Genomic DNA, 14,925 nt, shown 5'->3' with positions numbered 1-14,925 from the left:
AGGAGGGGACCCGTTGAGCAGATTATCCATCGAAACGCCCAGCCGCTCGCAGGCGGTGATCGAGGGGCTTTACCGCGATGTGGAACGCCGCATCAGCGCCAGCCCGCCGGGCCTGTGCCCGGTCGATATGGCGCTTTCCTTTCTGCGCCTGTGCCATGCGCAGACCTGCGGCAAGTGCGTGCCCTGCCGCATCGGCTTGGGCCAACTGACCAAGCTGTTGGAAAGCGTTCTTGATTCCACCGGCACAACCGAAACGATCGAATTGATCGAAAAGACCGCGCGCGTCATTCAGGACACGGCGGACTGCGCGATCGGCTACGAAGCCGCGCGCATGGTGCTCGGCGGCGTGCTTGGCTTCCGGGACGATTACATATCGCATGTCACGAAGGGCCGCTGCCTTTGCGGCCTGAGCCAGCCCGTGCCCTGCGTCGCGCTGTGCCCCGCCGGGGTGGACATTCCGGGCTACATCGCGCTGGTGCGCGCGGGCCGGAACGACGACGCGGTGCGTCTGATCCGCAAGGATAACCCCTTCCCCACCGTATGCGGCTATGTGTGCGAGCACCCCTGCGAGGCGCGCTGCCGCCGCCGCATGGTGGACGACGCGGTGAACATCTGCGGCATCAAGCGCTATGCGTGCGACCACGCTTCTCCAAACGCCGCCCCGCCCCCGTGCGCCCCGCCCACCGGCAAGCGCATCGGCGTGATCGGCGGCGGTCCGGGCGGGCTGTCCGCCGCTTACTTTCTATCGCTGATGGGCCACACGGTGGAGGTATACGACCAGCGGCCCCAGCTCGGCGGCATGCTGCGCTACGGCATCCCGGATTACCGCCTGCCGCCGGACAAGCTGAACGCGGATATCTCCTTTATCCTTTCTACCGGCATCAAGGTGCATCTGGACACCGCGATCGGCCGCGACATTCCCTTTTCCGAGATCGAGCAGCAGTACGACGCGGTCTATCTCGCCATCGGCGCGCATAACGACAAAAAGCTCGGCATCGAGGGCGAGGACAGCCCGGATGTGTACTCCGCCGTGCAGCTGCTGCGCGACATCGGCGAGGGCGCCGCGCCCGACTTTCAGGGCCGCCGCGTGTGCATCATCGGCGGCGGCAACGTATCGATGGACGCGACGCGCACGGCCATTCGTCTGGGCGCGCAGTCGGTCACCTGTGTATACCGCCGCCGCGTCGCGGATATGACCGCGCTCAGCGAGGAGATCGAAGAAGCCATGGGCGAGGGCTGCCAGATCCTGCCCCTGCAAGCGCCCGAGCGCATCGAGACCGATGCAAGCGGCCGCGTGACCGCGTTATGGACCCGCCCGCAGATCATCGGCGAATACGGACCGGACGACCGCCCGCGTCCCCGCGCGGCGGAGGCCCCCGCCTTCCGCATTCCGTGCGACGCGGTCATCGTCGCGATCGGCCAAGCGATTGACGCCAAGCCGTTCGAGCAGGTGGTATCGGTGGGCCGCGGCAAAATCTTTGCCGGGGACGACGCTTTTGTACCCAACACGCCGCACGTGTTCGCGGGCGGCGACGCGGTGACCGGCCCCGCCACCGTCATCCGCGCGGTCGCGGCGGGCAAGGTGGCGGCCGCGAATATCGACGCCCACCTAGGCTACCGACACATCATCACCACCGATGTGGATATACCCCCCGCGCACCTGACCAATTCGCCCGCCTGCGGCCGGGTCGAGCTGAAAAGCCGCCCACTCGCGGAGTGCAAGGACAATTTCGAGCTGGTCACCTGCGGCATGACCGATGAGGAGGCCCGTCAGGAGACCTCGCGCTGCCTGCGGTGCGATCACTTCGGCTACGGTATATTCAAAGGAGGGCGCACATCGAAATGGTAAACGTCACAATCAACGATACGCCGGTCTCCGTGCCCGCCGGGCTTACGATCTTAGAGGCCGCGGCCTCCGTCGGTATTGAAATACCAAAGCTCTGCTACCTCAAGGGCGTAAACGAGATCGGTTCGTGCCGCGTATGCTGCGTCGAGATCGAGGGCGAGGGCAAGCTCGTCCCCTCGTGCAACAACGTTGTGCGCGAGGGTATGGTCATTCACACCAATTCGCCCCGCGTGCGTCAGGCCCGCCGCACCAATGTGGAGCTTATTTTATCCCAGCATGATTGCACCTGCGCCACCTGTGTGCGCTCGGGCACCTGCAAGCTGCAAAAGATTGCCACCGATCTGGGCGTGCTGAGCGTGCCCTATCCGCTCGATTTGGCGCAGGGCAAAAAGGTGGAATGGACGCGCACCTTCCCCCTGTACCGCGAGATCAACAAGTGCATCAAGTGCATGCGCTGCGTGCAGGTCTGCGACAAGGTGCAGGCGCTCTCCATTTGGGATGTGAACGGTTCGGGCTCGCGCACCACGATAGACGTATCCGGCAACCGCTTTATCAAGGAGGCGGGCTGCTCGCTCTGCGGCCAGTGCATCACCCACTGCCCGACCGGCGCGCTGCGGGAGCGGGACGACACCGCAAGAGCTTTTTCCGCGCTGGCCGATCCGGACAGGATTACCGTTGTCCAGATCGCGCCCGCCGTGCGCGCCGCTTGGGGCGAGACCCTTGGCGAGCAGACCGGCGGGATATCCGCCGGGCAGCTCGTGGCCGCGCTGCGCAAAATGGGCGCGGAATACGTGTTCGACACCACCTTTTCCGCCGATTTGACCATTATGGAGGAAGGCAGCGAGCTGCTGCGCCGCCTGCGCGCGGGCGACCTTGCGGAAAAGCCGATGTTCACCTCGTGCTGCCCGGGCTGGGTGCGTTTCTTGAAAAGCGAGTACCCGGAGCTGACCGGGCGGCTCTCTACCGCAAAATCGCCGCAGCAGATGTTCGGCGCGGTGGCCAAAACCTGGTTTGCCGAGCGCATCGGCGTGGACCCGTCCAAGATCTTCAGCGTGTCCATCATGCCCTGTCTGGCCAAAAAGGCCGAGTGCGACCTGCCCGGCATGCAGTCCGAAAATGGGCCGGACGTCGATCTGGTGCTGACCACGCGCGAGCTCGTCCGCATGGTGCGCGCCGAGCATTTGGACGCCTCCGCGCTGCCGGAGGAGGATTTCGATTCTCCGCTCGGCGTCGGTTCGGGCGCGGGCGTGATTTTCGGTTCGACCGGCGGCGTAATGGAAGCGGCGCTTCGCACCGCTTATTACCTGACGGCGGGCAAGAACCCGCCCGCGGACGCGTTCCGCGAGGTGCGCGGCTATGCCGCCGGACGGCATGGCTGGCGCGAAGCCACGTTCGAGCTTTCCGGTATCCCCGTGCGGTGCGCGGTGGTGAACGGTCTGGCAAACGCGCGCCACCTGCTGCGCGCGATGGCGCGCGGCGAGGTAAAGTATGAGTTTGTCGAGGTGATGGCCTGCCCCGGCGGCTGCGCGGGCGGCGGCGGCCAGCCGATCGACGGGAGCGACCGCGAAAAAGGCGACCGCGCGCGCAAACGTGCTCTATTCGCTGGACGAGAACGACACGCTCCGCTTCTCGCACGAAAACCCGGTCATCCAAACGCTTTACAGCGAATATCTCGACGCGCCGCTCTCTGAAAAGGCGGAAGAACTGCTTCACGCCGATCACTTTGCGTGGGACATGACAAGCGCGAACGGACCGTCTGTTTGATTGATAACCCGTGGGTATCAGGCCACCCTATGAGAAGCAGGAGGCAGGCAAGTGATGGAGAATTTTGTAGAAATCGCAATTTATCAGGTAAAGCCAACCAAAATCGAGGAGTTTGAAGGCCTGCTCGGCGAGGTCGTCGAGACCCAAAAGGAGCAGCCGGGGCTAATTGATCTGAAATATGTCAAGCGGGGATATAACATTGATTACGAACAGATCAAGGAGGGACTACCGCCCCACAGGCTTACCAAAATCGTCAAATGCGTAAAGTATATTTTGATTTGGGAGTTTGCGACCAAAGAGGATTACGGCAAGGCTCTGCAAAACCTTTATCAAAAGTATGAGAAGCAGCTCAATCGCTGCCTGATCATGCCGCATGATAAGTTGCTGGGCGATCGCATTTACTAGAGAGGCCCTTTGGAGCAACGACTCGCCACATCGCCTTGATTTGCAGCGGGCGGCCTTATTCCGTTGGTCGATACGGGCCACGGCAGGGCCGTTTCACCCGAACTGCGGTTTTTCGGATGCTGCGGGCAAGCCGCGGCCGCGTTTATGCCTGACATGGACCATCCGCATCCGTGAAAAACAAAGCCGGACCGTACAGCGTTTTGCAGTACGGTCCGGCTTTGTTTTTTAGGGAAGTCCGCTTTCTTGCAGCGCATCCCTATCAGAGGAAGAAGAGGAGAAGAAGCAAATGGGCGTACCGGTCCGCGTCGGAGCGGCGACCGGTTCGGTCACACGATGCCGTTGCCGCAGATATAGTGAGCATTGATCGGCGCCCCGCCCGTGCGTCAGCTTCTTGATATAGATTTTCCGGTCCTTCGCGGTGGTGCTCGCCGCGTTGATCACATAATCCGCTCCAGAACCCTTTGCCATTTGCGTATCAGTTCGTTTTCTTAAGTCTCATTATAGTAATTCGGCTTTTAAATGCAATGCCTTTTGCGCTACTATTTGCGTATCACTTATGTATCAAAATAATTTTGACCAATTTCAATATTCGTATATTTATCAGCCCTATTATCGAAACAACAGCGTTTTATTCCTTGATTCAATACCATGATAAGCTATATATAGCCTGCATTATTTTTATGATCCCTTGCAAATCTGGTGGTTATGCACAAAAAAATACGCGTTGTATCTTAACGCGTATTCCTGCGGTTTTTTGATTTTTATACGGCGATTTGCAGCATTTCATCCGCTCCTTTATCATGTATCGCCTCTTATATGTTGTAAATCTCGCTGATATTCCGTTTTTATTGATGCGGTATCATTACGTAAAAATAATGTGTTTTGCATTGACATTCCGTTAGCCTACGATATAATGAAATGAGACAATATTGGGCTTGCAGCATCTTGGTTATTGCGGCGTCAACGAAGCGCGCGGCATACCTGCTGCGTTAACGAAAGGAGTATCGACCGATGATTTCCACCCGCGAATTGGCGAAACTGGCCGGCGTCAGTCAAGCCACGGTATCGCGCTGTCTGAACGACCGCCCCGGCATATCAGCCGAAACCAAAGAACTGGTCCGCACGCTGGCCAAGCAGCACGGCTATGTCGTGCGAAATAAGAACAAGAGGACGATCTGCACCAATAAGCGCAAGGCGATCGGCGTGCTGCAAATGTCGCACCACGCGTTTGACGATCACTTTATCAAGCAGCTGCTCAGCATCCTTTACAAAACGATCGAACAGGAAAACTATTACGCGATCCCCTTGCTGGACTTTTGCGGCGAGCAGGGCATCCAACAGCTGAAGGATTTGATCAAGCTGGAATTGGTGGAAGGCTTTATCATCGTCAATCGTGAATACGACGCCAAGGTGGACGAATACTTTAACCAAATCGGCATTCCCCATGTGTATCTGATCTTTTTTGGACGCAATTCTTCGGAGCAAGTCAGTTTGGTCGATACCGATAATTATCTGGGCGGGTATATCGCCAGCAAGCATCTTCTGGAGCTTGGACACCGCCATATTGTGGCGCTTTCCGCCCCTTGGGACGAATTCCACGACCGGCTTGCAGGCTATCAAAAAGCGCTTAACGAGTATCAGGCTCCGTTTGAGCCCTCCTACATTCTGACCTGCGACGATTGCAGGTACGAGGAAGGGTACCGCGTTGTGACGGAAAACCTCGCGTTGTTTGAACAGGCCACGGCGGTTTACGGGATGTGCGACGTGCTTGCTCTGGGGGCTTTAAACGCGCTGAAGGACCACGGTTTCCGTATACCGGAGGATATTTCCGTGATCGGATACGACGGCCTCGATATCGGCCAGCTCTGCCGCCCGGAGCTGACCAGCGTGGCGCAGCCCTTTCAGGAGCTCGCTCATTTTTCAGTGGCCAAGCTGCTTGAGATCTCCAACGCGCCGAAGAAAAAAACCATACAGGCGAAAACCTTCTTGCCGCCCGCGCTGATCGAGCGCCAATCGACCAGCCGTTGCCGCGAATAGGCCCCCCTCTTCGCTCAAACCGCAAAAAAACAGACATGGCCCGCGGGCCGCGCCTCAGACTGTAAAAAAGCTATTTTTGACAGTCTGTCGATCGAAACAAAGCCCCATTTCGATCGAGATTCCGGCTTCTGCGCGCGCCTTTTAGGCACACTTGAAGTCGGTTTGTATAGCCCGTAGGCCTCTATCCACTGACCGCCGCCGTGCGGCGATTAAATGAGAGCAAACCGAGATACACGGCCCAGGCCGGCCTCTCTTGGCCTACGGCCAATTCACCTACTGCTCCCGGTTTTTATGGATTTTGTTTCTTAAAACAAAATCCTATTTTATACGCGCTGCGGCGCGAAGGGTTCTTTGACACGCTGAAAAGGCCTCCGCGCTTTCGCGCGGAGGCCTTTTCATTCTTTTTAGCCCTGTTTATCGCTCATGAGTGTAACCATGACCGCCTTCTGTGCGTGCAGACGGTTTTCGGCTTCCTCAAAAATTTCCGAGGCGTGTTCCTCAAACACCTTGGTGGTAATCTCCTGCTCACGGTAAGCAGGCAAGCAGTGCTGCACCATGCAGCCGGGTTTGGCGGCGGCGAGCAGCTCGTCGTTCACCTGATAGCCCTGAAACGCCTTGACGCGCGCTTCCTTTTCCGCTTCCTGCCCCATGGACGCCCAAGTATCCGTGATGACGACATCCGCGTTTTCGGCGGCCGCCATGGGCGAATCGGTCAGGGTGAAATCCGGGTTGCCCTGCGCAAAGGCGAGCACGTCCGCGTGCGGGCGGTAGCCTTCCGGCGTGGCGATGGAAACCTTCATGCCGGTCTTGAGGCCGCCGACGATCAGCGAGTTTGCCATGTTGTTGCCATCGCCGATGTAGCACATTTTCAGGCCTTCCAGCACCGCGAACTTCTCGCGGATGGTCATCAGGTCGGCCAGCACCTGACAGGGATGGCAGAAGTCGGTTAGGCCGTTGATGATCGGGATCTCGCCGTAACCCGCGAGATCCTCAACCTCCTTCTGCTCGAAGGTGCGAATCATGATGCCGTCCAGATAGCGGGAAAGCACGCGCGCGGTATCCTGCACCGGCTCGCCCCGGCCGATCTGCAGATCGCGGTTCGAGAGGAACAGCGCCTGTCCGCCGAGCTGGTACATGCCGGTCTCAAACGAAACGCGGGTGCGGGTCGAGGATTTCTGGAAGATCATGCCGAGGCTTTTGCCTTCCAGATGCCGGTGGGAGATGTTGTGCTTCTTTTCATACTTGAGCTGATCCGCCAGATCGAGCAGGCCGATGATCTCCTCGGACGAGCAATCCAGCAGCTTTAGCAAATGCTTCATGTTTAAAATACCTCTTTCATAACGGCGAGCGCCTCGTCCATCTCTTCCTTGCTGATCACGAGCGGCGGGAGCAGACGGACGGCGTTTTTGCCCGCGGTGATCGCGAGCACGCCCTTTTCGATCAACTGATTTGCAAATTCGGAATGCCGGCCCTCTTCTACGATGATGCCGAGCATCAGGCCCATGCCGCGCACGCCTTGGATATGCGCGGAGCCAAGCGCCATAATCTTGTTTTTCAGGTATTCGCCCTTTTCGCGCACCTCCGCCAGAAAAGCGGGGTCCGCCACCGTGTCGAGCACGGCGTTTGCCGCCGCGCACACCATGGGCGTGCCGCCGAAGGTGGTCGCATGGGTGCCGGGGGTGAGCACGTCGCAGCAGGTCTTTGCCGCCATGACCGCGCCGACCGGCACGCCGCCTCCAAGGCCCTTGGCCATGGATACCACATCGGGCATGATCCCATACTGCTGGAAACAGAACAGGCTGCCCGTGCGGCCGATGCCGGTCTGTACCTCGTCGATCAGAAGCAGCAGATCGTTTTCGCGGCAAAACGCCTCGACGGCCCGCACAAATTCCCGGTCGAGCGGCAAAACGCCGCCTTCGCCTTGAATCAGCTCCATCATAACGGCGCAGGTCTCGCCATCCGCCTTGGCCTTCACGCTGTCCAGATCACCCGCGACCGCGTAATCAAAGCCTTCGGTAAAGGGGAAAAAGTAATTGTGGAACTTATCCTGTCCGGTCGCGTTCAGCGTGGTGATCGTGCGGCCATGGAAGGAGTTTTGAAGCGTTACGATTTTCGCGCGGCCCGTTCCGTATTTGTCGAACGAATATTTACGGGCAAGCTTGATCATGCCCTCGTTTGCCTCCGCGCCGGAATTGGCAAAAAACACCTTGCCCATCCCGGTTTCCGTAACCAACTTCTTCGCGACCTTTACCATGGGCTCGGTCGTAAAGAGATTGGACACATGCATCAGCTTGTGCGCCTGCTCGGTGATCGCGTCGATCACCTTTTTGTTGTTGTAGCCCATGCAGTTGACGCCGATGCCCGAAGCCAGATCGATGTACCGTTTGCCCTCGACATCCCACACCGTCGCGCCCTCGCCACGGTCCAAAGCGATCGGAAAGCGGCCATAGGTGTTCATGACGTACTGGGATTCTTCGCTTTTTAGCTGTTCGTAGTTCATTTCATGTGCCCCTTTTATAATTAGGAATTAGTAATGAGTAGTTAGTAATGAAGGATGCGCGCACAGCGCGCTATTTTAATTGATCGGCCTTTGGCCGATACCGCAATTCCTAATTACTAATTCCTAATTGCTCATTACTGAAACATTGTTCCCACGCCGACCTTGGAGAGCAGCTCGATCAGGATCGAGTGCGCTACGCGGCCGTCCTGAATGTTCGCGGCGCCCACGCCCTTGCGCACCGCTTCCACGCAGCAATCCACCTTGGGGATCATGCCGCCCTTGATCACGCCGTCGCGCACCAGCTTGGGCACTTCGGACACCTTCAGCAGCGGCAGCAGCGTGTTTTCATCCTTCGGATCGAGCATCAGGCCGCGCACGTCGGTCAGCAAAATCAGCTTTTTCGCTTTCAGCGCGACGGCCAGCTTGGATGCCGCCGTATCGGCGTTGATGTTGTAATTGGTCTCGTCGTCGATGCCCTGCGCCACGGTGGAAACGACCGGGATATACCCCTGCTGCAACACATCGATCACCGGCGAGGGATCGACGTCGACGATCTCGCCGACATAGCCGTAATCGGTGCCGATGCGGTCGGTCAGGCGGCGCGCCTGAAACAGGCCGCCGTCCATGCCGCCAAGGCCGATGCCGCGCCCGCCCGCTTTTTCCAAAAGCGTAACCAAATCCTTGTTGACCTTGCCGCACAGCACCATCTGCACGATATCCATCGTTTCGCGGTCGGTATAGCGCAGGCCGTTTACAAACTTGGATTCCTTGCCGATCTTGCCCAGCATTTCATTGATCTCCGGCCCGCCGCCGTGCACGACGACCACCTTGATGCCGACCAGATTGAGCAGCACAAGGTCGTGAATCACCGCGTCTTTCAGTTCATCATTGATCATCGCGTTGCCGCCGTATTTGACGACCACCGTCTGGCCGTAATACATCTGGATATGCGGCAGCGCCTCGACCAATATTTTGGCCTTGAGCTCCGCGTCAAGTTGTGTATCCAATTCAAAAACTCCCTTTTAATTAGGAATTGAGGAGGTCCGCAACGTATGTTATCAGAGATAATTACTAATTACTCATTTCTAATTCCTAATTATCAAGTGCGGTAGTCCCCGTTGATCTTCACATAATCATACGTTAGGTCGCAGCCCCAAGCGGTCGCTTGCTCGTCGCCTTCGTTTACGTCAACCAGAATGGTGACCTCGCTTTCGGAGAGCACCTTTTTCGCGATATCCTCGTCAAAATCAAGCGCCGCGCCCTTTTCACAGACCGTCACGCTGCCCGCGTTTGAAACGAACGAAACGGTGACGTATTCCGGACGGAACGGGGCCTTGGAATACCCCATGGCGCACAGCACGCGGCCCCAGTTGGCGTCCGCGCCGAACATGGCCGCCTTGACCAAATTGGAACCGACAACCGCCTTGGCCAGCCGTTCGGCCGCTTCCTCGGTACGGGAATGGGCCACCGTGCAGGTGACCAGCTTGGTCGCGCCCTCGCCATCCGCCGCGAGCTGGCGCGCCAAACGGGTGTTGACCTCGTTCAGCGCCTTGACAAAGGTCTGGTAGTCCTCATCCTGCCATTCAATCAGGTCGTTGCCCGCCTTGCCGTTGGCCAGCACGACGCACATGTCGTTGGTCGAGGTGTCGCCATCCACCGTGACGCGGTTATAGGTCTTGCGCACGTTTTCCTGCAACGCTTCTTGCAGCATTTCGTGCGTGATGGCGCAGTCGGTCGTCACAAAGGAAAGCATGGTGCCCATGTTGGGATGGATCATGCCGCTGCCCTTGCAGATGCCGCCGATTCGGCAAACCGTGCCGCCGATCGTGAATTCTACCGCGGCGGTCTTGGTTTTCGTGTCGGTGGTCATGATCGCGCGGTTCGCCTTCTCGGACGCGTCGTCCTCCAGAACAAGCTCCGGCAGGTGCGCTTCGATGCACTCGACCGGCAGGCGCTGGCCGATCACACCGGTGGAAGCGACCACGATCTCGTCCTCGCCTATTTGCAGCAGATCAGCCGCGGCCTTTGCCATGCGGCGGGCGTTTTCCATGCCGTCCGGCGCGCAGGCGTTCGCGTTGCCCGCATTCGCCACGATGGCGCGCGCCACGCCGTTTTCCAAATGCTCCATGGTGACATAGAGCGGCGCGGCCTTGACGCGGTTCATGGTATAAACGGCAGCGGCCGCGCATTCGCAGTCGCTAACGATGATTGCGGTATCGTCGTTTGCGCGGCTTTCCTTAATGCCGCAGCGCACGCTGCCCGCCTTAAAACCCGCGGCGGCGCACACGCCGCCTTCGATGATCTTCATTTAAAAACCCCTTCACTTTAATTAGTAAGTAGTAATGAGTAGTTAGTAATTGGGGATGCGCGCACAGCGCGCAAATTCTATCATCGGCCAGCGGCCGAACCCGCAATTACTAATTTCTAATTTCTAATTCCTAATTATTCACACGTTTAATCCTGTCGTTTGGTCCAGACCGAGCATGATGTTCATATTTTGCACCGCGGCGCCCGAGGCGCCCTTGCCGAGGTTGTCGAACAGCACGGTGACGATGGCCTGCTCTTCGTTTCCGGTGACGATCAGCCGCAGGCTGTCGCGCCCGGCGAGCGTGGAGGCGTAGATGACCGGTTCGTCCCCGCCAAGCGGCGCGACCGAGACAAGCGCCTGCCCCTCGTAATGGCCGGAGAGCGCTTCGTGGATGCGCGCGGCGGCAAAGCCGGGCAGCATCACGGTGGTGGCCATGCCCTTGTAGAAATCGCCCAGAATGGGCACGAACACCGGCGGCGCTGTCAGGCCGCACACGGCCTGCATTTCGGGCAGGTGCTTATGCTGTAGGTTCAGGCCGTAAATGCGGTGGGATTCATGGCGCGGGTCGCGTCCCTCGTCCTCGTATTCCGCGATCAGCTTTTTGCCGCCGCCCGAATAGCCGGTCAGCGACGAGCAGGTGAACGCGAAATCCGCCGATACGATCTCGTGCGCGATCAGCGGATAAACGGAGGCAATAAAGCCGCTCGCGTGGCAGCCGGGGTTTGCCACGCGCTTCGAGGCGGCAATGGCCGCGCGGTGCGCCGCCGAAAGCTCGGCAAAGCCGTAATCCCAATCGGGATCGGTGCGGTGCGCGGTCGAAGCGTCGATCACGCGCGTCGCGTCGTTCTCGATCAGCGCGACCGCTTCGCGCGCGGCCGCGTCCGGCAGGCACAGAAACACGATATCGGCGGCATTCAAAAACTTTTGCCGCTCCAAGGCGTCCTTGCGTTTGTCCTCGTCGATCAGCAGCAGCTCAATGTCGTCCCGCGCGCCAAGGCGCTCGTAAATTTGCAGGCCGGTCGTGCCTTCCTTACCGTCGATATAGATCTTAGGCTTCATCGCCGGTTTCCTCCGCAATGAACTTCTCGATCTTGTCGATCTGGCGTTCGACCTCCTGCGGCGCGGGGCCGCCGATGACCTTGCGTTCGCCCACGCAGGTGCGCAGGTCGAGCGCGTCATACACATCGTCGCTGAACTTATCCGAAATCGCGGAGAAATCCTTAAGCGTCATGGTTTCGAGCGTTTCATCCGCGCGGATGCACTGGTTGACCAGACGGCCCACCGTCTTATACGCATCGCGGAAGGGCATGCCCTTCTTTGTCAGGTAGTCGGCGCAGTCGGTCGCGTTGATGAAGCCGCCGGAAGCCGCGCGGCGCATGTTGTCGCGCCGCAGCGACATGGTGGAGAACATGGGCGTGAACACCTCAAGGCACTGCTTGACGGTGTCGATCGCGCCGAACACGGCTTCCTTATCCTCCTGCATATCCTTGTTGTAGGCAAGCGGCAGGCCCTTTAAAACGGTCAGCATCGTGGTCAGGCTGCCGTATACGCGGCCGGTTTTGCCGCGGATGAGCTCGCACACATCGGGGTTTTTCTTCTGCGGCATGATCGAGGAGCCGGTCGAGTAAGCGTCGTCCAGCTCGACGAACTTGAACTCCCACGAGCACCAAGAGATGATCTCCTCGGACAGGCGGGACAGATGCATCATCAGTATAGAGAGCGCGGAAAGCAGCTCCACGCAGTAGTCGCGGTCGGACACGCCGTCGAGCGAATTATCGGTCAGGCGGGCAAAGCCGAGCTGCTCGCGGACGAAATCGCGGTCGATCGGGTAAGTGGTCGAAGCCAGCGCGCCCGAGCCGAGCGGCATTTCATCCATACGCTCCCGGCAATCCCGAAGGCGGCTCACATCGCGCTTGAGCATATTGGCGTATGCCATCATATAATGGGCGAACGTGGTCGGCTGCGCGCGCTGCAGGTGCGTATAGCCGGGCATGACGGCGTCCAGATTTTCGCGGCTTTTTTTCGCAAGCGCCTTCATGAACCCGCAGGTCATGTCGATGATCTCGCTGATCTCCTTTTTGACGTAAAGGCGCATGTCGAGCGCGACCTGATCGTTGCGGCTGCGCGCGGTGTGCAGGCGCTTGCCCGCGTCGCCGATGCGCTCGGTCAGCAGCTGCTCGATGTTCATGTGGATATCCTCGTAATCAAGCGAGAACTCCACCTTGCCCTCTTCGATGTCGCTGAGGATGCCAGTAAGGCCTTCTACGATCTTGTCGGCCTCGTGCTGCTCGATAACGCCCTGCTTGCCCAGCATGGTCGCGTGGGCGATCGAGCCTTCGATATCCTCTTTATATAGCCGGCAGTCGAACAGGATGGACGAGTTAAAATCGTTTACAACCAGATCGGTCTCCTTCTGAAACCGCCCTGCCCAAAGTTTTGCCATATTTCAGTACCCTCTCAAATGTGTCGTAACGCGAAAGCGTCCGGGATTTAGTCTACGCTCGGGAAGTGCTCGCCGGTCTTCTTTTCGAGCATCTGATCGTTCAGCGCGCGCACCTTGAGCGGCAGGCCGAACAGATTGATAAAGCCGGCGGAATCGGCCTGATCGTAGCAATCATCCTCGTTAAAGGTGGCCATGTCCTCGGAATACAGGCTGAAGGGCGAGGTGACGGAAGCCGGCATGATGTTGCCCTTGTACAGCTTGAGCTTGACGTCGCCGGTAACGGTTTCCTGTGTAGAATCAACAAAAGCGGAAAGCGCCTTGCGCAGCGGGGTGTACCACTGGCCGTTGTAAACCAAATCGCCGAACTTCATCGCGACCTGCGCCTTGTAGTGCGCGGTCTCCTTATCGAGGGTGATCTCCTCGAGCTTCTGGTGCGCCGCGTACAGCACAGCGCCGCCGGGGGTCTCGTACACGCCGCGGCTCTTCATGCCGACAAGGCGGTTTTCCACGATATCAAGAATGCCGACGCCGTTTTCGCCGCCAAGCCGGTTTAGCGTTTCGATGATTTTGACCGAATCCATCTCTTCGCCGTTCACCGCGGTCGGCACGCCCTTTTCAAAGTGAATGTCGACATAGGTCGGCTGATCGGGCGCCTGCTCGGGCGAAACGCCCAGCTCGAGGAAGCCGGGACGATTCAGCGGCGCTTCATTGGAGGGCAGTTCCAGATCGAGGCCTTCGTGGCTGAGGTGCCACAGGTTCTTATCCTTGGAGTAGTTGGTCTCCTTATTGATCTTCAGCGGGATATTGTGCGCTTCCGCGTAAGCGATCTCCTTCTCGCGGGAATTGAGCTCCCAGAAACGCCACGGCGCGATGATATCCATCTGCGGCGCGAAAGCGTGGATGGCCAGTTCAAAACGCACCTGATCGTTGCCCTTGCCGGTACAGCCGTGGCAGATCGCGTCAGCGCCTTCCTTTAAAGCGATCTCGACGATGCGCTTGGCAATGATCGGCCGCGCGAAGCTGGTGCCGAGCAGGTACTGCTCATAAGTAGCGCCCGCCTTCATGGTCGGAATGATATAATCGTCCACGAATTCACGCGTCAGGTCCTCTATGTACAGCTTGGATGCGCCGGTTTTCAGGGCCTTCTCCTCCAGCCCGTCCAGCTCGGTCCCCTGCCCCACGTTGCCCGATACCGCGATGACTTCGCAGCCGTAATGCTCCTTCAGCCACGGGATCAGCACCGAGGTGTCCAGTCCGCCTGAATACGCCAGTACTACCTTATTATACTTCTTTTCCATGTCGCTTTCCTCCAATATGTTTCATTTTTCGCTTTTCAAGTTTTATGTGTGGGCAACCGCTGCTATCGCGGTAATTTGCTTTGCTGTTTGTTAAGCAGATATATTATACCGCTATTCTTTCCGTTTGGCAACACAAATTTATAATTATTTTATATAATGCATATTTATGCATTCGTTGTATGATATGCTCAAAATTTCGCCCTCAATATATAGCAAATAGACAAAGGCGCGGCGCTGTCTCTTTAGCCTTCCCCTCGTCGGGGCATAAGCGTAAACTTAAGCAGCGTATGCATTTGGGCTTCCCCCGACGAGGGGAAGCTGGGC

At 58.3% G+C, this 14,925-nt stretch carries 11 protein-coding genes and 1 pseudogene; 4 read left to right on the top strand and 8 right to left on the bottom strand.

Annotation, left to right across the window (positions count from 1 at the left end):
• The first annotated feature begins 13 nt into the window (after positions 1 to 13).
• The 3 genes and pseudogenes from RWV98_RS07775 (at position 14) to RWV98_RS07765 (ending at position 4,015) form a co-directional block, all read left to right on the top strand.
• A complete protein-coding gene (locus RWV98_RS07775) occupies positions 14 to 1,849 on the top strand; it encodes an NAD(P)-binding protein (protein ID WP_317865016.1) in 1,836 nt (611 codons plus the stop codon).
• A pseudogene (locus RWV98_RS07770) lies at positions 1,843 to 3,610 on the top strand ([FeFe] hydrogenase, group A). The gene RWV98_RS07775 and the pseudogene RWV98_RS07770 overlap by 7 nt, the downstream one beginning before the upstream one ends.
• A gap of 54 nt (positions 3,611 to 3,664) precedes the next feature.
• Entirely contained in the window at positions 3,665 to 4,015 is a 351-nt protein-coding gene (locus RWV98_RS07765) for a hypothetical protein (protein WP_317865015.1), read from the top strand.
• Positions 4,016 to 4,240: 225 nt separating this feature from the next.
• On the opposite strand, the gene RWV98_RS07760 is transcribed toward RWV98_RS07765, so the two are convergent.
• The gene (locus tag RWV98_RS07760) at positions 4,241 to 4,483 is read right to left on the bottom strand and encodes a hypothetical protein (protein ID WP_317865013.1); all 243 of its coding nucleotides are present in this window, start codon (positions 4,481 to 4,483) and stop codon (positions 4,241 to 4,243) included.
• A 543-nt stretch (positions 4,484 to 5,026) separates the two neighbouring features.
• On the opposite strand from RWV98_RS07760, the gene RWV98_RS07755 reads away from it, so the two are divergent.
• Positions 5,027 to 6,052: a LacI family DNA-binding transcriptional regulator gene (locus tag RWV98_RS07755; protein ID WP_317865011.1), complete on the top strand. Its 1,026-nt coding sequence runs from the start codon at positions 5,027 to 5,029 to the stop codon at positions 6,050 to 6,052.
• A 404-nt stretch (positions 6,053 to 6,456) separates the two neighbouring features.
• Here the strand turns inward: RWV98_RS07755 and argF are convergent, their stop codons facing one another.
• From argF to RWV98_RS07720, 7 genes are all read right to left on the bottom strand, one after another.
• A complete protein-coding gene (argF, locus tag RWV98_RS07750; RefSeq protein WP_317865009.1) occupies positions 6,457 to 7,371 on the bottom strand; it encodes an ornithine carbamoyltransferase in 915 nt (304 codons plus the stop codon).
• Positions 7,372 to 7,373: 2 nt separating this feature from the next.
• Positions 7,374 to 8,552 (bottom strand): aspartate aminotransferase family protein, encoded by a 1,179-nt coding sequence (locus RWV98_RS07745; protein WP_317865007.1) that lies wholly within the window; start codon positions 8,550 to 8,552, stop codon positions 7,374 to 7,376.
• A 134-nt stretch (positions 8,553 to 8,686) separates the two neighbouring features.
• Positions 8,687 to 9,493 (bottom strand): acetylglutamate kinase, encoded by an 807-nt coding sequence (argB, locus tag RWV98_RS07740; protein WP_317865719.1) that lies wholly within the window; start codon positions 9,491 to 9,493, stop codon positions 8,687 to 8,689.
• Positions 9,494 to 9,651: 158 nt separating this feature from the next.
• Positions 9,652 to 10,860 (bottom strand): bifunctional glutamate N-acetyltransferase/amino-acid acetyltransferase ArgJ, encoded by a 1,209-nt coding sequence (gene argJ / locus RWV98_RS07735; RefSeq protein WP_317865005.1) that lies wholly within the window; start codon positions 10,858 to 10,860, stop codon positions 9,652 to 9,654.
• A gap of 138 nt (positions 10,861 to 10,998) precedes the next feature.
• Positions 10,999 to 11,919, bottom strand: coding sequence for an N-acetyl-gamma-glutamyl-phosphate reductase (gene argC / locus RWV98_RS07730; protein ID WP_317865003.1), 921 nt, complete (start codon positions 11,917 to 11,919; stop codon positions 10,999 to 11,001).
• The gene (gene argH / locus RWV98_RS07725) at positions 11,909 to 13,303 is read right to left on the bottom strand and encodes an argininosuccinate lyase (protein WP_317865001.1); all 1,395 of its coding nucleotides are present in this window, start codon (positions 13,301 to 13,303) and stop codon (positions 11,909 to 11,911) included. Before argH ends, argC begins: the two co-directional genes overlap by 11 nt.
• 47 nt (positions 13,304 to 13,350) lie before the next feature.
• Positions 13,351 to 14,601 (bottom strand): argininosuccinate synthase, encoded by a 1,251-nt coding sequence (locus RWV98_RS07720; RefSeq protein WP_317864999.1) that lies wholly within the window; start codon positions 14,599 to 14,601, stop codon positions 13,351 to 13,353.
• Positions 14,602 to 14,925 lie beyond the last annotated feature (324 nt).

The organism is Agathobaculum sp. NTUH-O15-33 (assembly GCF_033193315.1).
Classification (GTDB): Bacteria; Bacillota; Clostridia; order Oscillospirales; family Butyricicoccaceae; genus Agathobaculum; species Agathobaculum faecihominis_A.
This window is presented reverse-complemented; position numbering and strand designations above follow the sequence as displayed.